The organism is Nocardia anocheti (assembly GCF_029675105.1).
In the GTDB taxonomy this organism is placed as follows: Bacteria; Actinomycetota; Actinomycetes; order Mycobacteriales; family Mycobacteriaceae; genus Nocardia.
The window spans coordinates 215,274-234,673 of sequence record NZ_JAQQFV010000008.1; the positions used below are offsets into that span (position 1 = coordinate 215,274).

Below are 19,400 nucleotides of genomic sequence, written 5' to 3' on the forward strand. Positions count from 1 at the left end.
CATCGGTTCACGCTTTGACCACATAGGGCGCGACGCTGCCGAGCTTCTCGCAGGTCTCCTCGAACTCGCGCTCGGGACGGGACTGGCCCACCACCCCGGCACCGGCGCGCAGCCAGGCGCCCTCGCCGGTCTGGTAGACGGCACGCAGGACGAGGGTCGCCTCGAGCGCACCGGTCGGCGAGATCCGCACCACCGCACCGGAATACAGGCCGCGCGGGTCGTGGTCGTTGCGGAAGACGGAATCGACGCCCGCCTTCTTGGGGATGCCGGAGGCGGTGACGGAGGGGAACAGCACCTCGAGGGCGTCCCAGCTGGAGCGGTCGGGGGCGAGCGTGCCGCGCACGGTGGAGGCGAGGTGCTGGACGCTGCCGCGCTCGCGCACCGCCATGAAATCGGAGACGACCGGCGTGCCGGGAACGGAGACCGCGGTGATCTCGGCGAAGGAGGTCTGCACCGAGATGGCGTGTTCGACGATCTCCTTCGGGTCGGCGAGCAGGTCGGCCCGCGCGGCGCCGTCGGCCTCGGCACCGAGACCGAACGCGCGGGTGCCCGCGAGCGGTTCGGTGGTGACGACGCGATCCTCGTCGACCGAGGCCACCAGTTCGGGACTGAAACCGGCCGCCTCCAGCCCGCCCAGGCGCAGCAGGAACGAGCGGGCGGGGGTGTTGTTGGCGCGGCCGAGGCGATAGGTGGCGGGCACGTCGACGGCGAAGGGCAGCTCGACCTTGCGCGACAGGATCACCTTCTGGTAACCGCCGGAACGGATTTCGGCGACCGCGGTGGCCACCCGCTCCTGGTAGCCGGTGGGATCGAGGCGCACGTCGACCGGGGTCGCCTCGGGCAGTTCGGTGCCCTGCGACTCGGCGATCAGATCGTGGATGTCGCACGCCTCGGTGGGGGTGGCGCCGCTGATCCGCACGCCCGCCGCGTCGATGCGCACCTCGATACGCGGGATCATCAGGTTGACCAGGGGGGTGCGCTGGTTGAGGTGCTCGGTCGCGGACAGGGCGTAGGCGCAGAATTCGAAGCCGATCCAGCCGTAGGCGTGGCGGCCGTCGAGCGGGAGTTCGGCCAGGGCGGCGTCGACGACCTCGGCGGGACCGCCGGTCCACGCGCGCGCGGTGGTCTCCCCGTTCCAGTGCACGCGCAGTTCCCCGGCGTCGAGTTCCACGGCGCCGAGCGGGTCGGCCGCGAACACCCACTCACCGGGCCGTTCGTACATCACGTACTCACCGAATCGGTCAGCCGCGGCCAGTCGGGACATCGCTGCCGCTGGATCGGTCACATACTCCACCCGAATGGGCTGCTCCGTCGACGACAACGATCCTCCAAGGTAATGCTGACCTAACTTTGCCGAGTTAGGTTAGCATTACCTCGCGGGTTAGCCGGGTCCATAATGGGTATTCTTCGCCACTCGCTCGCCGCGCAACGCGCTGTGGTCGAAGTTCGGTGCGCCGAGGCCGAACTGCGGCTTCAATGGAGGCATGATCGACAACGGTGGGCGGCGTGGCCGACGTTCAGGACCGTCGGCGGACTCGGTGGTCGCCCTGGTCGACGCGGCCTCGGGCGTGGAACGCGAAGTGATCGGTACCTGGATCGCCGAGGGCAGCCTCAGCGCCGAGATCGGCGCCACCGCGCCGGTGACCCAGCTCGACATGGACGCCAAGGCCATCACCAAACGCCTGGTCGGCAGGCACGACGACCCGCTGGTGGTCCCGGTGCGGGTGCTGTGGCTGCCGCCGGAGCGCGACGGCGTCCGCCGCGTCACCTTCGCTGATCTGGCCCTGCTCACCAATCCACGCAAACCCAACCGGCTGGTGCAGCGCAGGCTGCTGCGCACCGAACCGGATCGGCACCGGGTGCTCGTCGGCGCCCCCGCGCGGCTCAGTGAGCTGCGGACGAACAATCCGGAGGCGGCCGCGCTGCTGCGGGCCGGGAGCGCCGAGCCGTTCGCCCGCGCGGTGGTGCGCGCGGCGGTGGTGGCGCTCGAACGCGCCGAACGCACCGTCATCGGGGATCGCTACAAGGTGCCCCAACTGGTGGCCGAGGAGATCCTGGACTCCCCCGAGTTCCAGCGCAAACTCGACTACATCGCCGACGAGATCGGCTCCGAACCCGACCAGGTGTATCGCAGCGCGGAGAAGGCACTGCGCGAACTGGTGGCCGCGCAGAGCAGGCTGGTCTCGGATCTGTTCACCCAGGCCATGCGCCCGGTGCACGCCTCGACCTGGAAGGTGGACACCGATCTGGGCGGCCTGGACGCGCTGCGCACGCTCAATCGCAAGTACCCGCTGGTGTTCCTGCCTTCACACCGCTCCTATGTGGACGCGTTCGTGCTCGGTGACGTGCTGGCCCGCAACGACTTTCCGCCGAATCACGTGATCGGCGGCGCGAATCTGAGTTTCTGGCCGATGGGCCCGATCGCCCGGCGCACCGGCACGGTGTTCATCCGCCGCAGTTTCGGTGACGACGAGGTGTACAAGGCGGTCGTCGAGGAGTATTTCGCCTATCTGCTGGCCAAGCGCTTCAATATGGAGTGGTACTTCGAGGGTGGACGCACCCGCACGGGCAAGCTCCGGCCGCCGCGCTACGGTCTGCTCAATTACCTTGCCGCCGCGGTGCGTTCGCGCCGGATCGAAGACGTGATGCTGGTTCCGGTCTCGATCACCTACGAGCGGCTCAACGAACTGGGCGCCATCGCCAGTGAACAATCCGGCGGCACCAAGAAGGCCGAGGGCATCGGATGGTTGGCCAGATATGTGCGCAGTCAACAGCATTCGGCCGGACGCGTGTATGTGCGCTTCGGCGAACCGATTTCGGCGCGCCAGGGACTGACCACGCACGGCGATCCGCTGGATCAGCGCCCGACGACCATCCCGCTGCGCGACACCACCTCCGGGGCCACCCGTCGTCCGGACGAGTCGGCGCTGGCCGAGGTGGAGCGTAAGGCGGTGCAGCGCTTGGCCTTCGATATCGCCGTCGGCATCAACGAGGTCACGCCGATCACGGTGAACGCGCTGGTCACCCTGGCGCTGCTCGGCGTGCACGAGCGCGCGTTGACCCTCGGCGAGGTGCGCACCGTGCTCGACCCGGTGCTCGGCTACATCGACGCGCGCGGCCTGCCCAGCGGCGAGCTCACCGCCCTGCGGGACGAGCAGGGGTTGCGAGTGGTGCTCGAGCAGCTGGCGCTGGCGGGCGTGGTGACGGTGTATCGCGGTGGGCTGGAGGCGGTCTACGCGATCGAACCGGGCGCGCACCTGGAGGCGGCGTTCTATCGCAACAGCGCGGTGCACTGGTTCGTCAATCGCGCCATTCTGGAACTGGCCGCGCTCACCGCCGTGGAGGCACCCGGCGAGGACCCCCTGCGCTCGGCGTGGAAAGCCGCCTTCGCACTGCGCGATCTGCTCAAGTTCGAATTCTTCTTCCCGGAACGGCAGGAATTCGCCGACCAGATCATCGCCGAGGTGCGGCTGATCGTGCCGGAATGGGACGAGCACACCCCCGACGACCGGCTCGATCGCCAATTCCTCAACGCGCTCACCGATTCCGGCTTCGTGATGGCGCACCGCGTGCTGCGCTCGTTCTTCGACGCGCAATTGGTGGTGGCCGAACGGCTGGTGGCGCGGGCGCCCGACGCGGTGATCGATCGCAAGGAATTCATCGACGAGTGCGTGGCGGTGGGCAAGCAGATGCTCCTGCAACAGCGGCTGCACAGCCCGGAATCGGTGTCGACGGAATTGTTCACCAGCGCCTGGAAACTCGCGGAGAACCACAAGCTGATCGCCCCCGCCACCGGCGAGGCCGCCACCGAATTGACCCAGCGGCGTATGGAATTCGCGCAGCAACTGCGTGATCTCGGCGAGCGGATCGCGCGAGCCGCCACGCTGGACCCGTCGAACCGGACGGCCCTGTGATGAGCACCCTGGAAGCGGCGGTGGCCGCGATCCGGTCGGGACCGCGCGGCGCGCAGGTGGTCGCGGCCTTCGATTTCGGCGGCACGGTCGTCGACGGGATGCCGCGCCGGGGCGTGGTCCGGCGGGTCGTGCGCCGGGGTGACGCTCGACGCGCGGCACTGCTCGGCGGCATCCGGCGCGGTGGCGGTGACGGCGATTACGGGCGGTTCCTCCAGGCGGTCGAGCGGACCTGGGCGGGGGTGCCCGAGGACGAACTGGCCGAGCTGGGGCGTGACGCGTTCCGGAAGGAGATCTACGGGCGGCTGTTCCCCGAGGCGTGGCGGCTCGTGCGCGAACATCAGCTGGCCGGGCACACGGTGGTGCTGGTCAGCGAGCTGACGGTCCATCAGGTGGCCCCGGCGGCGCAGCGGCTCGGCATCGAGCATGTGCTGTGCACGCGGCTGGCGGTCGAGGACGCCATCCTCACCGGGCATCTCGACGGGCCGCCGCTGTGGCGTACCGGCAAGGCGGCGGCCGTGCGCGCGTTCGCCGCGGATCTCGGTGCCGAGGTGGGCTATGTCTACGCCGACAGCGCGACCGATCTGCCGCTGCTCGAACTGGCCACCACCCCCACCGCGGTCGACCCGGACCCGGCGCTGGCCGACCACGCGGACTCCGCTGGCTGGACGACCCTCACCTTCCGTCCACGCCGCGCGCCGCGCCCGATCGACTACCTGCGCACGGTGGCCGGATTCGCCGCGCTGCTCGGCGGCGCGCTGACCGGGGTGCTGCGCAAGTCCTACACGCGCAAGCGTCGAGCCATGGCCGACGGGCTGCTGCACGACGCGACCACGGCCACCCTGCGCGCGACCGATGTGCGCTTGCGGGTGGTCGGTGCCGAGCACGCCCGCGCGCCACGGCCCGCGGTGTTCCTGTTCAACCATCAGAGCCAGTTCGACGTGATCATCGTGCCGAAGGTGCTCGACGGGGCGGTGACCGGCGTCGGCAAGAAGGAACTGGCCAAGCATCCGCTGTTCGGGCCGCTCATGCGGTTCGTCGGCGTCACCTTCATCGACCGCACCGACACCGAACGGGCCAAAGCCGCGCTGGCGCCGGTGGTCTCGACGCTGCGCGAGGGGCTGTCCATCGCGGTGGCGCCCGAGGGCACCCGCTCGTATACGCCCGGGGTCGGGCCGTTCAAGAAGGGCGCGTTCCACATCGCCGTGCAGGCAGGGGTGCCGGTGATCCCGGTGGTGATCCGGAACGCGGGCGAGATCGCCTGGCGGGATTCGCCGATCGCGCGAGCGGGGATCGTGGATGTGGCGGTGCTGGCGCCGATCGATGTGTCGGGCTGGGACCCGGCGGAGATGGACGACGAGGTCGAAGGCGTACGTCGGTTGTACGAGCACACGCTGCTGAACTGGCCGCGGGACTGAGCCCTCCGCGCGGGAACGCGGCCGCACGGCTGGCCGAAGCAGTGGAGCCGATGCCGGGCAGGCGGGCACGCGCGGTGCGTGGCCGCCTGCCGGGCGATCAGCTGTCGAACAATGGCTCGCCGACGTAGTGGCCTGGGCCGGGGACCCCGGGCGGGATGACGAAGACGGCTGATCCGATCGGGGTCGTCCATTCGTTGAGCGCGTCGAATTCCGCCAGTCTTCGCTGGACCGGCAGGAACTGGGTGTCGACATCGCGCTGGTAGGCCACGAACAGCAGGCCCGAGTTCGAGACCTGGCCCGGTGCCGGGGGCTCGTCGTAGTTGAAGCCCCGGCGCAGGAACCGTTCCCCGTCATGGGTGTGGCGGGCCCGGGCGATGTGCGAGCCCGGTGGGATGACCGGGATGCCGTTGCGGTCGACGGCGGCCAGGTCCGGCTCGTCGTGCTCCCCCGTGCCGGTGAGCGGCGACCCGTCGGAGATCCGACGACCGACCGTCAGTTCGCGGCCGTCGGTGTCGAGTTCGTCCCAGGTGTCGAGGTCCATGGCGATGCGCCGGAGCACCAGTCCGGTGCCGCCAGCGAGCCAGGGTGTCTTCGCGCCGTCGTCCCAGATCAGACGGTCGAAATCGGCCGCTGCGATGCCCACGGTGCCGTCGAGCTGGCCCATGAGGTTGCGCGGGGTCCGACCCGGTGGGGCGTCCCGGAAACCGCGCTGGACCCAGCGCACCCGCACCAGCGAGCGCACGTGTTTGGCCAGCACCCTGGTCGCGTGCGCGACCGTGGTCGCCTCCTCGGCGCAGATCTGGAGGACCAGGTCGGCGCCGGTGTAGGCGGGGTCGAGGCGGTCGATCGGGAACGCCGGGAGCGGGCGCAGCCAGCTCGGGCTCCGATCGGGGATGCCCGCAGCGGTGAAAAGGCCGGGGCCGAAGCCGACGGTGATCGTCAGGCGCGCCGGGCTGGCCGCCAGTTCCGGTTCGGTGTCGGCCAGGGCCGGGTCGCCCTGGGTGAGGCGGTGGGCGTCGTCGGTCCAGATGCGGAGCAGGCCGATGATGTCGGCGCGCTCCACGCCCGGCGCGAGGTCGAAACCGGTGAACGCCACGTGCGCGGGCGGTGGGGTCGCGATGCCCGCCTGATGCGGACCGTGGAACGCGACGACGTCCGCGGCGGCGTCGGGCTCCGGTGCGGCACGCGGGAAACCGGCCGCACCCCAGCCGATCCCCGCCGCACCGGCCACGCCCACCGCTGCCGCTCCCCCACCGAGCAGCCGACGACGCGAGAGCCCGTGACGCCGCTCAGCCACCGTGCGCGGAGTTCTCGGCGCCCGGCGCGCGGTCTCCGCCGCCCGGCGCACTGTCACCGGGCTCCGACGCGGGATGCGTGGAGTCGGCCGGATGCCCGGCGTTTCCCGCGGGGTGGTCGCCGCCGGGTGCGTAGTTCTCGTTGCCGCCCGCGAAATCGCGGATCTGGGCGGTGACCACGGTGGTGGAGCCGTCGGCGAAGGTGAGGGTGAGGGAGGTTTCGGCGCCGGTGCGCAGGGGGCCGAGCAGGTCCATGAACATGAGGTGGTCGGCGCCGGGCTTCAAGGTCACCGCGCCGTGGGCGGGGATGGTGATACCGCCTTCCTTGGGACGCATGGTCGTCTCGCCGCTGCTGTCGGGGACCACCTCGTGGATTTCCACGCGGGCCGAGGCGGGGCTGGTGGCGGCGACGAGGGTGACCGGTTCGTCGCCGGTGTTGGTGAGCTCGCCGAAGGCAGCGGACATGCCGGAGTCGGCGGCCTTGATCCACTGGTCGCTCAGGGTGATCCGCTCGCTCTGCGCGGCGGGCGGCGGCGAGTCGGTGCTGGTGCAGGCGGTGGCGAAGACGGTGAGGACGGACAGGGCGGTCGCGGCGCCGAGACGGCGGGCGACGCGCGGGGTACGCGGAAACGCGAACACGGAGGATCTCCGATCGTGGGTGAATGGGCCCGAACCGGTCGACACGGAAACAGGTCGCCGGAAGACGACAGGTGTGCCGGTGCGGGGTGAAGTGCGGACGCGATACAGCCGGACAGGCCAGCGACGGCGCGGTGACGGAGCGCGGCTAGGCCGGGCCGGGTTGCGGCATGGTTCGACCGAGGGTCGGCGGAGCGCGCAGGCCGATGCCGGGGCGTAGCAGCAGACGGCGGACCGTCGCGCGCTCGTCGGAAAGAGGCGGCCGCGGTGGCGAGGTGGACGTCGCCGGGGGTTCCGTAAGGACCCGGATCAATCGACGCACGCTGGTGATCGCGCGGCGGGCGCCGACTTCGGCGGCGCGAATGGCCAGCGCGCACACCGGCACCGCAAGGGCGTGCGCGAGCAGCATCGCGGCGGTGAAGGTGTGGTGGTGGGTGTGTCCGAGGGACAGGGCGAGGTGGCCGACGGCCTGGCCGACGGTCAGCAGGGCCATGGTGGCGAGCGCGCCGGTCGGGCGGGGCAGCGCGGCGGCCACGACGCCGATCAGGGCGCAGGCGGCCAGCAGCAGGGTGATCGCCGCACCGCTCGGCGCGGTGCTCGCGCCGCCGAGTCCGTGGGCCAGGATCGCGACCGCACCGGCGGCGGCACCGACCGCGGCACCGCGCGCTCGCGCGGCCGGATCGGTGGGTGCGGACACCGCGCCATACTACGACTTCCTGTCGTAGTTGTCCGGCACAGGCCCCCGACCTGCGTTTTCCCTTTGCGCGGAAGCCAATTCACCGACAGCGCTTGACCTCAACCATTGTTTGGGTTCGATGATGATCACACCACCGAATGAGGGAGAACATCATGACCACCATCACCGCCACCGCCGACCGCACCCTGCCCGCCCTGAACCGGCCCGTCGCCGTGCTGGGTGGGGTGGTCGCCGCGGTCGTGCTGAATCTGATCGTCTGGGGCATCGGCGCCGCCGCGGGCGGATCGTTCCTCGTCACCGACGGCGACACCGTCACCGATGTCGCGCCGGGCGGGGTGGTGATCATGTCGGCCGTGCCGCTGCTGATCGGCTTGACCGCCGCCGTGCTGGTGTCCTACCTGTGGGCCGGGGTGCTGCGGGTCGCCGAGGTCGTCGGCTCGGTGCTGGCCGTCGCGACCATCGGGCTGACCGTCGCCGCCGAGTTCGACACCGCCTCGACCGTCGCGCTGTCGGTGATGCACGTGGTGCTGGTGCCGGTCATCGTGGTCGCGCTGGAAGGTGTGCGCCGCAAGATCGCCGCCCACTGAACCCCGGATACGACGAAGGGCCCCGCCGAATCCCGGCGGGGCCCTTCGGCACGGATGTCAGACCGAGCGGCCGAACAGCAGCTTCCACGGCATGAGCGCCGACTCGAGCTGCACCTTGAAGCTCATCTTCGAGGCGCCCACGGTGCGCTCCTCGAACCGGATCGGCACCTCGGCGATCGTGTACCCCTTCTTGATCGCGCGGTAGTTCATCTCGACCTGGAACGAGTAGCCGTTGCTGCGGATCGAGGCCACGTCGATGGCGCGCAGGGTGTCGGCCTTCCACGCCTTGAAACCGGCGGTGGCGTCCTTGACGCCCAGGCGCAGGATCAGGTTGACGTAGAAGTTGGCCCAGGCCGAGAGGGCCTTGCGGTACCACTTCCACTCCTCGGCGGTCGAGCCGCCGGGCACGTAGCGCGAGCCGAGCACCACGCCGACCTCGGGCGAGCCCAGCTTGTCGAGCATGGCCGGGATGACCTCGGCGGGGTGCGAGAGGTCGGCGTCCATCTGGATCACCACGTCGGCGCCGTCTTCGAGGGCCTGGGTGATGCCCGCGATGTAGGCGCGGCCGAGGCCGTCCTTCTCGGTGCGGTGCAGCACGCTCACCACGTTCGGCAGGTCGGCGGCCAGCTTGTCGGCCACCTCGCCGGTGCCGTCGGGTGAGTTGTCGTCCACCACCAGCACGTGCAGATCGGGGACCGGCAGCGCCGTCAGCCGCTCCACCGCCACCGGCAGATTCTCCCGCTCGTCGTAGGTCGGCACAACAACGGTAACCCTCAAGGGTCGCCCTCCCTGCTCACCTGGTAACGCCCGGCGACCCGGGTGAACGGGCGCCGCGGCATGTCATCGATTCGTTATGACGGTACTCGATCGGCCTGACAGGAAACCGATCGGCCGGGCCGGGGCCCTCACCACAGCCGCCCGGCGTGGACCAGCGCGTCCACCACCAGCACGACACCGAACACCACGAACAGCACCCGCACCACCGGTGGCCCGAACCGGGTGATCCCGCGCACGAGCACCCGATAGACCCGGCGCGAACGCGGGGTCCGGCGCAGCGCCAGGGCCAGCACGATCAGCGGCAACACCAGCGCGACCAGGCAGTACGCGGCCACGATCACCGGCCAGCCCAGCGGCAGCGGACGCTGCGCCGACAGCAATGCCAGCGCCGCCAGATACGGCACCGAGGTGGGCACCTTGGCCAGCCCGAGCGTGAAGCCGACCACGCCCATCAGCCAGGGCCGCTCGCGCACCGGCCGCACCCAGCGGCCGCCGGTGCGCGCGGTCGCGGTCACCGGCAGCGCCGCGACGGCGATCAGCACCAGGCCGATCAGCAGTTCACCCCAGTACCGCAGCGTCGGGGTGAGCTCGAAGTCCAGCAGTCGGACCAGGAAATCGATGCCGAGCACCGTGCAGACACCGAAGGCGAACGAGACGGTGAAGACCCCGCCGATGAAGCTGAGCACCCCGACCACCGGCGAGCGACGGGTCAGCCGCGCGTCGGCGACCACGGCGGTGGTGATGGCCACCAACAGCACGTCGAGCGCGTCCAACACGGCGAACCCGAGCAGCGTGATCAGCAGGACTCCCATGACTTGCGCGACCCTACTCGCGCCAGACCCGCCCACAACGGCCGCGACCTGGTTACGCTTTTCGTGGGAGCACCCGCGATCGTGAAGGGGAAGACCTCGTGGCAGAAATGTCCTTCGACCCGGCAGCGCTCGACGCCTATCAGCGTGCGGCAGCCCGGGTTTCCGAACTACTCGGCACAGCGGCAACAGAAACCTCCACGGCGGCGGGGGTCGATCTATCCGGATTAGGCGTGCTCGGACGCGAATTCGCGGCCGCCTGGAGCAAGGCGGCCGGTGACCACGCCGCGACCCTGAGCACCGCGGGCAATCTGGTCACCACCTACCAGGGCATCCTGGATCGATTCGGCACCGCGGTCGTCGACATCGACACCGGCCTGGCGGGCGATCTGGACGCCGCGACGAGCGAGGTGGCGTGATGCGCACGAAATCCCTGGTCACCGAGAACACCTTGAGCACGATCTCGCCCGCCGAGGCCGAGGCCAAGCTGGCGCCGGTGATCGCCCTGCTCGAGGTGCCGCTGCTGGAGCTGCGGAAGTCGCTGGGCACCAACACTTCCGCCGATCCCGATCCGTCGGTGGTCTCGGCGTTGACCTCGGCGTCGAACGCGACGACGGCCACCGAGGACCCGCACCGCCTCGGCCTCTACGCCCTCGAGTCCACCGACACCGCGGCCCCGGCGACGCCCGCGCTGCGCCAGACCGCGACCGAGGTCTCCGCGGCCGCCGATCGCGGTCAGCGGCTGAGCACCCTGCTCGGCCAGGCACATTCGACGCAGGCCACCGCCGCGGCCAAGGTCGACGCGATCATCGCCGACTTCCGCGCCAAGGCCAAGGCCGCCGCACCGGCGGTGAACAGCAACAACCTCGACGCCATCGTCGAACTCGCCGAGGAGGCCATCTCCGAGGCGGTCGGCGTGGTCGGTGCCGCCAGCACCGACATGGACCAGTACACCCGCGACACCAAGGACCTCACCGGCGATCTCGGGGGCACCAACGGGGTGACGGTTCCGCCCGGCGCCACCGAGGTCGCCCCGGGCGTCTACGTGCTCGGCACCGGCGGTACCTCGACCGGCGACTACAGCTTCGACGACGACACCGAGTCCACCGGCGACCCGGCCACCGACGCCCAGATCGCCTTGCAGAAGGCGCTGATCAGCGGCGGGGTGTCGTTGGGCACCGCGGCCATCGACGCGGGCGTGGAATTCGGCACGCACCTGATCGACAAGATCGCCGAGGTCGCCATGCACGGCATCGACTCGGGCGCCGACCTGGCCACCACGGGCATCGACACCCTGGCCGCCGGGGTCACCGGCGGCGGCGACGGCACGTCGACCACCCCGGCGGCGACCGCGCCGACCACCCCGACGACGCCCTCGGGCAACGGCGGCAACTCCAGCACCCTGTTCGGCGGGCTCGGCGGCACCAGCGACAAGCCCGCCGCCTCCCCGGCGCCGAGTACCTCCGGCAAGCCGGACACCCCCTCGACGGTGACGCCGACCACGCCGGAGCCGTCCTACCAGGCCCCCAAGACCGAGGTGCCGGTGCAGCAGCCGAGCACGCAGGCACCGGCCCAGCAGCCCATGCAGGGCGGGGTGATCCCCCCGGCCTCGCGTCCACAGCAGGATCAGGAGAGCGAACGGCCGTCCACCGCACCCAAGCACGGCCAGCCGGGAGTCGTCCCGGCGCCCGCCTAGGACGCGCGCATGGACAACCCGTTCGGCGCCTACTTCTCCGCCTCGGAGACCACGCCGTCGGCCCGCCGCAGGCCGCAGGGCAAGCGGCGGCGCAGACGGCGCCGCGAGGCCGAGCCGCAGACGATCGGCACCACCCCGGAGACCTGGCCACCGCCGGACCCGGAGCCGTTCGACGACCGGCCGGTCACCACGCCCGTCTACGTCGAGCCGGTGTACCACTCCGACGACGACGGCTTCACCGGCGACTGGAACGACTGGCACGACGACGCCCCCGTCGCCGAGGAGCCGACGCGCCGCGACGATGTGGACTGGAACGACTGGGCCACCACCACCGCCACCGAGCAGAGCGGCGACCACGTGGAGATGCCGGTCCTGCCCCGGCTCAAGGACTACGGCGGGGGCGGCACCGTCACCCGGCGGCCGCGCAAGTCCTTCGACGACGAGCGCTACGACGACCCGCACGGGCGCGCGAAGGCGGCGGCGGTGATCAAGGGCGTGGTCGGCGCGCTGGTGTTCGTGGTCGCGCTCGGGCTGGCCGCCAATATCTTCCTCGGCCCCTCCGACCGGGCCGACACCGCGAAACAGGCTGCCCTGGCCGGTGTTCCGGTGACCTCGTCCGCCGAGCAGACCGTGGTCGCGCCCGCGCCACCGCACGCGGTGGACGGGTGTGAGTCCTTCCGCAGTTCCTCGATCACCATCAGCGCCGATCGCGGCGACACCGCGTCACCGCAGGGCGCGATCCTGGGTTTCGAGTACAGCTACTACGTCGATCGCGACGCCGCCAAGGCGCGCACGTACGTCACCGACGACGCGCACGTCGGCGACGAGGCCGCGCTGGCGGCGGGTATCGCCACCTTCCCCGTCGGGGTGAAGTACTGCATCCACATCACCCGCGCCGACACGACCGATCCGTCGGTGTGGAACGTCACCGTGCAGCAGCAGTGGCCCGGCGACACCGCCATCGAGAAGATCAACCAGACGATGCGGACCACCGAGGTCTCCACCGGCCGCTACCGCATCACCAGCATCGATCACCGGAACTGAGCACACGCGAAAGGCCCCCACACCGGCATGGTGTGGGGGCCTTTCGTGGCGACCCTGACGGGACTCGAACCCGCGACCTCCGCCGTGACAGGGCGGCGCGCTAACCAACTGCGCCACAGGGCCTCGATGTAGTGCGGGTGCAGCGTACGCCAGGAGTGCCGTCGGAGCGTAATCGTGCTGGTCGGCGGGGTCTCCGACGCGCTAGTTGACACCCGCGTCAAGTCCGATGAGACTGTGACTGTGACCACACCGGGGGCTGAGTCGTCGAGGAATTCCGTGACATTGCTGATCGCCAACCGCGGGGAGATCGCCCTGCGCGTGCTGCGCACCGCCACCGAACTCGGGCTCGACACCGTCGCGGTGTACGCCGAGGACGACGCGCTCACCCCGCACGTGCACCTGGCCGACGAGGCCATCGCCCTGCCGGGCACGGGCGCCGCCGCCTACCTCGATCAGCACGCGATCCTGGCCGCCGCCAAGGAATCCGGGGCGGACCTCATCCACCCGGGTTACGGATTCCTCAGCGAGAACGCCGCGTTCGCGCGGGCCTGCGCCGACGCGGGTCGCGTCTTCGTCGGACCCGATCCAGCGGCCCTCGAACTGTTCGGCGACAAGTCCGCGGCCCGACGCGCGGCGGTCGCCGCCCAGGTGGCGGTGTCATCTGCCACCGACGGCCCCAGCGAGCTCGCCGAGATCCGCGCCTTCTTCGCCGAACACCCCGGCGGCATCATGATCAAGGCCCTGGCCGGGGGCGGTGGGCGCGGGATGCGGGTGGTGCGCGCGGCCGAGGAACTCGACGACGCCGTCCGGCGGTGCGCGGCGGAAGCCCAGCTCGGCTTCGGTGATCCGGCCGTCTTCGCGGAGGCCCTGGTCGAGGACGCCCGGCACATCGAGGTGCAGATCGTGGCGGCCGACGGGGTGGCGCTGGCGGTCGGCGATCGGGATTGCAGTGTGCAGCGTCGTCATCAGAAGCTGATCGAAATCGCTCCGGCACAGGGGCTTTCGCCGCAGCTGCGCCGGGAGCTGCACGCGGCGGCGGCCCGGCTGTGCGCGAGTGTGGACTACCGGGGACTGGCCACCGTCGAATTCCTGGTGTCCGAGGGCGAATTCGTGTTCCTCGAGGTGAATCCGCGTATCCAGGTGGAGCACACCGTCACCGAGGAGGTGACCGGGATCGACCTCGTCGCCACCCAGCTCGCGCTCGCCCGGGGTGCGCGCCTCGATGATCTGGACCTGCCGTCCGGCGTCCGCGCCGAGGCCACCGGCACCACCGGCGAGCCCGCCACGGCCGACGGCATCGCCATCCAGACGCGGGTGAACATGGAGACCCCGGCCGTCGACGGGTCCACGATGCCGACCTCGGGCACGCTCACCGCTTTCGCCCCGCCGACGGGTCCCGGTGTGCGCGTGGACACTTTCGGCCGCCCCGGCCTCACCCCGAGCCCGCGCTACGACTCCCTGCTGGCCAAGGTGATCACCCGCACCCGGGGCCACTCCTTCGCCGCCGCGGCGCGCAAGGCCGAGACCGCGCTGGCGGAATTCACCGTCACCGGGCTCGGTACCAATATCGCCCTCCTGCGGAAGATTCTGGCCGACAGCACCTTCCGTGCCGGGACCGTCACCACCGGGTATCTCGCCGAACACCTGCCCGCGCTGCTCGCCGGGGTCGATCGGCCCGAGGTCACCGGCGCGGCCGTGGAGCTGTATCCGGGGCAGGAGGCGGTGCGCGCCCAGCTCGCGGGCACGGTGGTCGAGGTGATCGGAGAGGACGTCGAGGTCGGCGCCGGGGCGCAGCTCGTGGTGCTGGAGGCGATGAAGATGCAGCACGTGCTGGCCGCACCGGCGGCCGCCAGGACCGTGCGGACGCTGGTGCGGCCCGGTCAGGTGGTCTCCCCCGGCGACCCGCTGGTGATCATCGCCCGCACCGGCACCGACGACACCGGCGCCGCCGACGCCGACCTCGATCCCGGCAGACCACGCGCCGATGTCGAGGAGATCCTGGCCCGGCATCGGGTGACCCTCGACGCGGCCCGCCCCGAGGCCGTCGCCAAACGGCACCGCCTCGGCCGCCGCACCGCCCGCGAGAACATCGCCGACCTGGTCGACGACGGCAGCTTCGTCGAGTACGGCGCGCTCACCATCGCCGCCCAGCGCAGCAGGCGCGGTGAGGACGACCTGATCGCCAACACCCCCGCCGACGGCCTGGTCACCGGCCTGGCCACCATCGGCGCCGAGCACTTCGGCCAGGCCGCCGAAGCCGTGGTCATCTCCTACGACTACTCCGTGCTCGCGGGCACCCAGGGCAAACACAATCACGCCAAGACCGATCGCGCCTTCGATCTGGCCGCGCGCAAGGGCATTCCGGTGGTGCTGTTCGCCGAGGGCGGTGGCGGTCGACCCGGCGACACCGACTGGACCGGCATGGGTCTGGACGTGCCCACCTTCCGCGCACTGGGCGCCCTGCGCGGCCGGGTGCCGCTGGTCTCGATCGTGTCGGGCCGCTGCTTCGCGGGCAACGCGGCGCTGGCGGGCACCTGCGACGTGATCATCGCGACGCCCGACGCCAATCTCGGCATGGGCGGCCCGGCCATGATCGAGGGCGGCGGGCTGGGTGTGTACCGCCCGGAGGACATCGGCCCGATCGACGTGCAGCGGCGCAACGGCGTGGTGGACCTGGCCGCCCGCGACGAGGCGCACGCGGTGGCCCTGGCCAAGCAGTACCTCGGCTATTTCCAGGGCGCGGTGGACGCCTACGAGGAGCCGGACCCGCGCCTGGCCCGACACGTGGTACCGGAGAACCGCTTGCGCGCCTACGACATCCACCGCGCGATCGAGGCGATCGCCGATGTGGGCTCGGTGCTGGAACTGCGCGCCGACTACGGCGTCGGGATCGTCACCACGCTGATCCGGGTGCGCGGCGTGGCGTTCGGGCTGGTCGCCAACTCCAGTCATCATCTGAGCGGCGCGATCGATGCCGAGGCCGCCGACAAGATGGGCGATTTCCTCACGCTGTGCCAGTCGTTCGGGCTGCCGGTCGTGTCCCTGTGCGACACCCCGGGTTTCATGGTCGGCCCCGATGCCGAGCGGACCGCGACCGTGCGCCGGTTCAGCAAGCTGTTCGTGCTCGGCGCGCAGCTCGACGTGCCGTTCGGCCTGGTGATCCTGCGCAAGGGCTACGGGCTGGGCGCGATGGCCATGGCGGCCGGGCATCTGCGCGCGCCGGACTTCACCGTCGCCTGGCCGACCAGCGAGATCGGCCCGATGGGTCTGGAGGGCGCGGTGCGCCTGGGCTTCCGCAAGGAACTCGAGGCAGTGGCCGACCCGGCCGAGCGCGAGACGCTGTTCGAGCAGCTGCTCACGCTGGCCTATCAGCAGGGCAAGGCCCTCACCGCCGCCACCGGCTTCGAACTCGACGACGTGATCGACCCGGCCGCCACCCGCGACTGGATCGCCACCCTGCGGCGATAGTTGACGCTGACGTCAACTTCAAATAGGTTCGCTCCATGTCACTCTTCGAAGTCTCCGAACGGGCCGAGAAATACCGGGCTGACCTGCTCGATTTCATGGACAGCCACGTCTACCCGGCCGAGGCCGTCTACGCCGCGCAGATGCGCGAATCCGGCGACCCGCACTTCCAGCCGCCGGTTCTCGAAGAGCTCAAGGCCGAGGCCAAGCGCCGCGGGCTGTGGAATCTGTTCCATCCGCACCCCGGTCGCGGCCCCGGCCTGACCAATCTCGAGTACGCGCCGCTGGCCGAGATCATGGGCCGCAGCGTGCTCGCGCCGGAGGCGTGCAACTGCAACGCCCCCGACACCGGCAATATGGAAGTGCTCGAGCTGTTCGGCACCGAGGAGCACAAGCGCAAGTACCTCGAGCCGCTGCTCGACGGCACCATGGCCTCGGCCTTCGCGATGACCGAACCGGCCGTGGCCAGCGCCGATGCCACCAATATCGAGCTGTCGATGGTGCGCGACGGCGACAAGTACGTGCTCAATGGGCGCAAGTGGTTCGCCAGCAACGCCCTGCACCCGCTGTGCCGGGTGCTCATCGTGATGGGCAAGACCGATCCCACCGCGGCCACGCATCGGCAGCAGTCGATGATGGTCGTCCCGATCGACGCACCCGGTGTCACCGTGCTGCGCGGGCTGCCGGTCTTCGGCTACCAGGACCGCGAGGGCCACGCCGAGATCGACTTCAAGGACGTGCGGGTGCCGGTCACCGACGTGCTCAAAGGCGAGGGTGAGGGATTCGCCATCAGCCAGGCGCGGCTGGGGCCGGGCCGCATCCACCACTGCATGCGCAGTATCGGCATGGCCGAGCGGGCGCTGGAACTGCTGTGCAAGCGGGCCCTGAGCCGCGAGACCTTCGGCAAGCCGATCGCCGCCAATGCCAATATCCGCGACTGGATCGCCGAGGCGCGCATCGACATCGAGATGATCCGGCTGCTCACGCTGAAGGCCGCGCATCTGATGGACACCGTGGGCAACAAGGCCGCGCGCACCGAGATCGCCGCGATCAAGGTGGCGGCGCCGAGCATCGCGCTGAAGATCGTCGACCGGGCCATCCAGGTGCACGGTGCCGCCGGTGTCACCGACGACTTCCCGCTGGCCATGGCCTGGGCGCACCTGCGCACCCTGCGCCTGGCCGACGGCCCCGACGAAGTGCACAAGCGCGCCATCGCGCATCAGGAACTGCGCAAGTACCAGGAGAAGAAGTGATGACCGGACTCGATCTCACCGGCCGCGCGGCCATCGTCACCGGCGCCTCGCGCGGCATCGGTCTGGCCACCGCCGAGGCCCTCGCCGCGGCGGGCGCCGACGTGGTGCTGACCTCGCGCACCCAGGAGTCCGCCGACGCGGCCGCCGCGCAGATCGGCGGCACGGCGGTGGGTGTCGGCGCGCACGCCGTCGACGAGGACGCCGCCCGCCGCTGTGTCGAGCTCACCCTGGAACGCTTCGGGCGCATCGACATCCTGGTCAACAACGCGGGCACCAATCCCGCCTTCGGTCCCGTGATCGACCAGGATCACGCGCGCTTCGCCAAGATCTTCGACGTGAACCTGTGGGCGCCGGTGCTGTGGACCTCGCTGGTCACCAAGGCGTGGATGGGCGAGCACGGCGGGGCGGTGGTGAACACCAGCTCGATCGGCGGGTTCACCATGGAACCGAACATCGGTCTCTACAACGCGTCCAAGGCCGCGCTCATCCACCTGACCAAGCAACTGGCACTGGAACTCTCGCCGAAGATCCGGGTCAACGCGGTGGCGCCGGGCGTGGTGCGCACCAAGCTGGCCGAGGCGCTGTGGCGCGAGCACGAGCAGGCCGTGGCGGGCGCGACCGCGCTGGACCGCATCGGCGAGCCCGCCGACATCGCCGCCGCCGTGGCGTTCCTGGTCTCCGACGCGGCGAGCTGGGTCACCGGCGAGACCATGGTGATCGACGGTGGTCAGAAGCTGGGCCACGCCGGGATGTTCCGGCCGGGGTCGGTGTTCGGTGGCTGAGGATCTCACCGGTATCGACCCCGACACCATCGAGCGCTGGTTCACCACGCTCGGCCTCGACCACGCGGCGCCGCTGCGGTTCGAGCGGATCGGTCTCGGTCAATCGAATCTGACCTATCTGGTGCGTGACGGCGCCGACCGACGCTGGGTGCTGCGGCGTCCACCGCTGGGGCACCTGCTGGCCTCCGCGCACGATGTGGTGCGTGAGGCCAGGATCATGGCGGCGCTCGCGCCGACCGACGTGCCCGTCCCCCGGGTGCTGGGCGTGCTCGACGATCCGGAGTGGTCCGAGGCCGCGCTGGTGCTGATGGAGTTCGTCGACGGCCAGGTGCTCGACACCATGCCCGCCGTCGAGGAGCTCACCCCGGATCGGCGCGCGGCCGTCGCCGCCTCGCTGCCACGCACCCTGGCCCGCATCCACGCGGTGGATCTCGACGCCGTCGGCCTGACGGATCTGGCCAGTCACAAACCCTATGCCGCACGCCAACTCCGGCGTTGGGGCGGGCAGTGGGAGCATTCCCGGACCAGGGACCTGCCCGAGATCGACGACCTCACCCGCCGCCTCGCCGCCGCGATCCCGCAGCAGCGCGAGGTGACCCTCGTGCACGGAGACTTCCACCTGCGCAACGTGATCACCTCGCCCACCACCGGTGCCGTGGTGGCCGCGCTGGACTGGGAGCTGTCGACCCTGGGTGACCCGCTGGCCGACATGGGCAGCCTGCTCGCCTACTGGGTGGAGCCCGGCGAGGACACCGGCGGCGACTTCCCCGCCTCGTCGCTGCCCGGCTTCCCCACCCGCGCCGAGATGGCCACCGCCTACCTCGACCTCACCGGCCGCGACCCCGCCGCCCTGCGCTACTGGCACACCCTGGGCCTGTGGAAACTGGCGATCATCGCCGAGGGCGTCCTACGCCGCGCCCAGGACGACCCCCGCAACAAGGCCGCCGCGGGCACCCCGACCGCCGAACGCATCGACGCCGTCGTCCAGCAGGCCCTCCTCGTCGCCGACACGGCGGGCATCTGACCACCA

Annotated in this window: 16 protein-coding genes and 1 tRNA gene; 10 read left to right on the forward strand and 7 right to left on the reverse strand. The window is 70.9% G+C overall.

The genetic code is table 11. The annotated features are described in order from the left end of the window. Nucleotides 1-7 precede the first annotated feature (7 nt). Complete coding sequence (locus tag QC180_RS22035; protein ID WP_474646511.1) at nucleotides 8-1,294, reverse strand: salicylate synthase; 1,287 nt, start codon at nucleotides 1,292-1,294, stop codon at nucleotides 8-10. A 190-nt stretch (nucleotides 1,295-1,484) separates the two neighbouring features. Here QC180_RS22035 and QC180_RS22040 point away from each other — a divergent pair, with 190 nt between their 5' ends. Together QC180_RS22040 and QC180_RS22045 are read left to right on the forward strand one after the other, a co-directional pair. Then, complete coding sequence (locus tag QC180_RS22040) at nucleotides 1,485-3,914, forward strand: glycerol-3-phosphate 1-O-acyltransferase (protein ID WP_278264690.1); 2,430 nt, start codon at nucleotides 1,485-1,487, stop codon at nucleotides 3,912-3,914. Continuing rightward, nucleotides 3,914-5,329: an HAD-IB family hydrolase gene (locus QC180_RS22045; RefSeq protein WP_278264691.1), complete on the forward strand. Its 1,416-nt coding sequence runs from the start codon at nucleotides 3,914-3,916 to the stop codon at nucleotides 5,327-5,329. The genes QC180_RS22040 and QC180_RS22045 overlap by 1 nt, the downstream gene beginning before the upstream one ends. A gap of 97 nt (nucleotides 5,330-5,426) precedes the next feature. Here QC180_RS22045 and QC180_RS22050 read toward each other — a convergent pair whose 3' ends face one another. The 3 genes from QC180_RS22050 to QC180_RS22060 form a co-directional block, all read right to left on the reverse strand. Further along, entirely contained in the window at nucleotides 5,427-6,626 is a 1,200-nt protein-coding gene (locus tag QC180_RS22050; RefSeq protein WP_278264692.1) for a Dyp-type peroxidase, read from the reverse strand. Then, complete coding sequence (locus QC180_RS22055) at nucleotides 6,619-7,263, reverse strand: copper chaperone PCu(A)C (RefSeq protein WP_278264693.1); 645 nt, start codon at nucleotides 7,261-7,263, stop codon at nucleotides 6,619-6,621. Before QC180_RS22055 ends, QC180_RS22050 begins: the two co-directional genes overlap by 8 nt. Before the next feature lie 145 nt (nucleotides 7,264-7,408). Then, nucleotides 7,409-7,957, reverse strand: coding sequence for a hypothetical protein (locus QC180_RS22060; RefSeq protein WP_278264694.1), 549 nt, complete (start codon nucleotides 7,955-7,957; stop codon nucleotides 7,409-7,411). 152 nt (nucleotides 7,958-8,109) lie between these two features. Between QC180_RS22060 and QC180_RS22065 the strand changes: the two genes are divergently transcribed. Further along, the gene (locus tag QC180_RS22065; protein WP_278264695.1) at nucleotides 8,110-8,544 is read left to right on the forward strand and encodes a DUF6069 family protein; all 435 of its coding nucleotides are present in this window, start codon (nucleotides 8,110-8,112) and stop codon (nucleotides 8,542-8,544) included. A gap of 57 nt (nucleotides 8,545-8,601) precedes the next feature. On the opposite strand, the gene QC180_RS22070 is transcribed toward QC180_RS22065, so the two are convergent. Both QC180_RS22070 and QC180_RS22075 read right to left on the reverse strand, forming a co-directional pair. Continuing rightward, the gene (locus QC180_RS22070) at nucleotides 8,602-9,321 is read right to left on the reverse strand and encodes a polyprenol monophosphomannose synthase (protein ID WP_474646512.1); all 720 of its coding nucleotides are present in this window, start codon (nucleotides 9,319-9,321) and stop codon (nucleotides 8,602-8,604) included. Between the two features lie 128 nt (nucleotides 9,322-9,449). Further along, a complete protein-coding gene (locus tag QC180_RS22075) occupies nucleotides 9,450-10,133 on the reverse strand; it encodes a GAP family protein (protein WP_278264696.1) in 684 nt (227 codons plus the stop codon). A gap of 98 nt (nucleotides 10,134-10,231) precedes the next feature. Between QC180_RS22075 and QC180_RS22080 the strand changes: the two genes are divergently transcribed. From QC180_RS22080 to QC180_RS22090, 3 genes are read left to right on the forward strand one after another with little or no spacing between them, the layout of a single operon-like run. Then, nucleotides 10,232-10,549, forward strand: a complete 318-nt coding sequence (locus QC180_RS22080; protein ID WP_278264697.1) for a hypothetical protein — start codon at nucleotides 10,232-10,234, stop codon at nucleotides 10,547-10,549. Continuing rightward, nucleotides 10,549-11,826, forward strand: coding sequence for a hypothetical protein (locus QC180_RS22085; RefSeq protein ID WP_278264698.1), 1,278 nt, complete (start codon nucleotides 10,549-10,551; stop codon nucleotides 11,824-11,826). The genes QC180_RS22080 and QC180_RS22085 overlap by 1 nt, the downstream gene beginning before the upstream one ends. A gap of 9 nt (nucleotides 11,827-11,835) precedes the next feature. Further along, nucleotides 11,836-12,870, forward strand: a complete 1,035-nt coding sequence (locus tag QC180_RS22090) for a DUF8176 domain-containing protein (RefSeq protein WP_278264699.1) — start codon at nucleotides 11,836-11,838, stop codon at nucleotides 12,868-12,870. A gap of 46 nt (nucleotides 12,871-12,916) precedes the next feature. On the opposite strand, the gene QC180_RS22095 is transcribed toward QC180_RS22090, so the two are convergent. Beyond that, nucleotides 12,917-12,993 (reverse strand) — tRNA-Asp (locus tag QC180_RS22095). Between the two features lie 153 nt (nucleotides 12,994-13,146). Between QC180_RS22095 and QC180_RS22100 the strand changes: the two genes are divergently transcribed. The 4 genes from QC180_RS22100 to QC180_RS22115 are packed head-to-tail and all read left to right on the forward strand — an operon-like array spanning nucleotide 13,147 to nucleotide 19,394. Beyond that, nucleotides 13,147-16,338 (forward strand): acetyl-CoA carboxylase family protein, encoded by a 3,192-nt coding sequence (locus tag QC180_RS22100; RefSeq protein WP_278264700.1) that lies wholly within the window; start codon nucleotides 13,147-13,149, stop codon nucleotides 16,336-16,338. 35 nt (nucleotides 16,339-16,373) lie between these two features. Beyond that, nucleotides 16,374-17,588 carry an acyl-CoA dehydrogenase family protein gene (locus QC180_RS22105; RefSeq protein ID WP_278264701.1) on the forward strand — a complete coding sequence of 405 codons (1,215 nt, stop codon included), beginning with the start codon at nucleotides 16,374-16,376 and terminating at the stop codon, nucleotides 17,586-17,588. After that, a complete protein-coding gene (locus tag QC180_RS22110; RefSeq protein ID WP_278264702.1) occupies nucleotides 17,588-18,370 on the forward strand; it encodes an SDR family oxidoreductase in 783 nt (260 codons plus the stop codon). Before QC180_RS22105 ends, QC180_RS22110 begins: the two co-directional genes overlap by 1 nt. Beyond that, nucleotides 18,363-19,394 (forward strand): phosphotransferase family protein, encoded by a 1,032-nt coding sequence (locus tag QC180_RS22115; protein WP_278264703.1) that lies wholly within the window; start codon nucleotides 18,363-18,365, stop codon nucleotides 19,392-19,394. The genes QC180_RS22110 and QC180_RS22115 overlap by 8 nt, the downstream gene beginning before the upstream one ends. Nucleotides 19,395-19,400: the final 6 nt, after the last annotated feature.

Bases quoted from the DNA above. Each gene is read 5' to 3' on its own strand.
- QC180_RS22105 (WP_278264701.1), top strand. From the start codon at position 16,374: ATGTCACTCTTCGAAGTCTCCGAACGGGCCGAGAAATACCGGGCTGAC.
- QC180_RS22040 (WP_278264690.1), top strand. From the start codon at position 1,485: ATGATCGACAACGGTGGGCGGCGTGGCCGACGTTCAGGACCGTCGGCG.
- QC180_RS22085 (WP_278264698.1), top strand. From the start codon at position 10,549: ATGCGCACGAAATCCCTGGTCACCGAGAACACCTTGAGCACGATCTCG.
- QC180_RS22065 (WP_278264695.1), top strand. From the start codon at position 8,110: ATGACCACCATCACCGCCACCGCCGACCGCACCCTGCCCGCCCTGAAC.
- QC180_RS22090 (WP_278264699.1), top strand. From the start codon at position 11,836: ATGGACAACCCGTTCGGCGCCTACTTCTCCGCCTCGGAGACCACGCCG.
- QC180_RS22075 (WP_278264696.1), bottom strand. From the start codon at position 10,133: ATGGGAGTCCTGCTGATCACGCTGCTCGGGTTCGCCGTGTTGGACGCG.
- QC180_RS22110 (WP_278264702.1), top strand. From the start codon at position 17,588: ATGACCGGACTCGATCTCACCGGCCGCGCGGCCATCGTCACCGGCGCC.
- QC180_RS22045 (WP_278264691.1), top strand. From the start codon at position 3,914: ATGAGCACCCTGGAAGCGGCGGTGGCCGCGATCCGGTCGGGACCGCGC.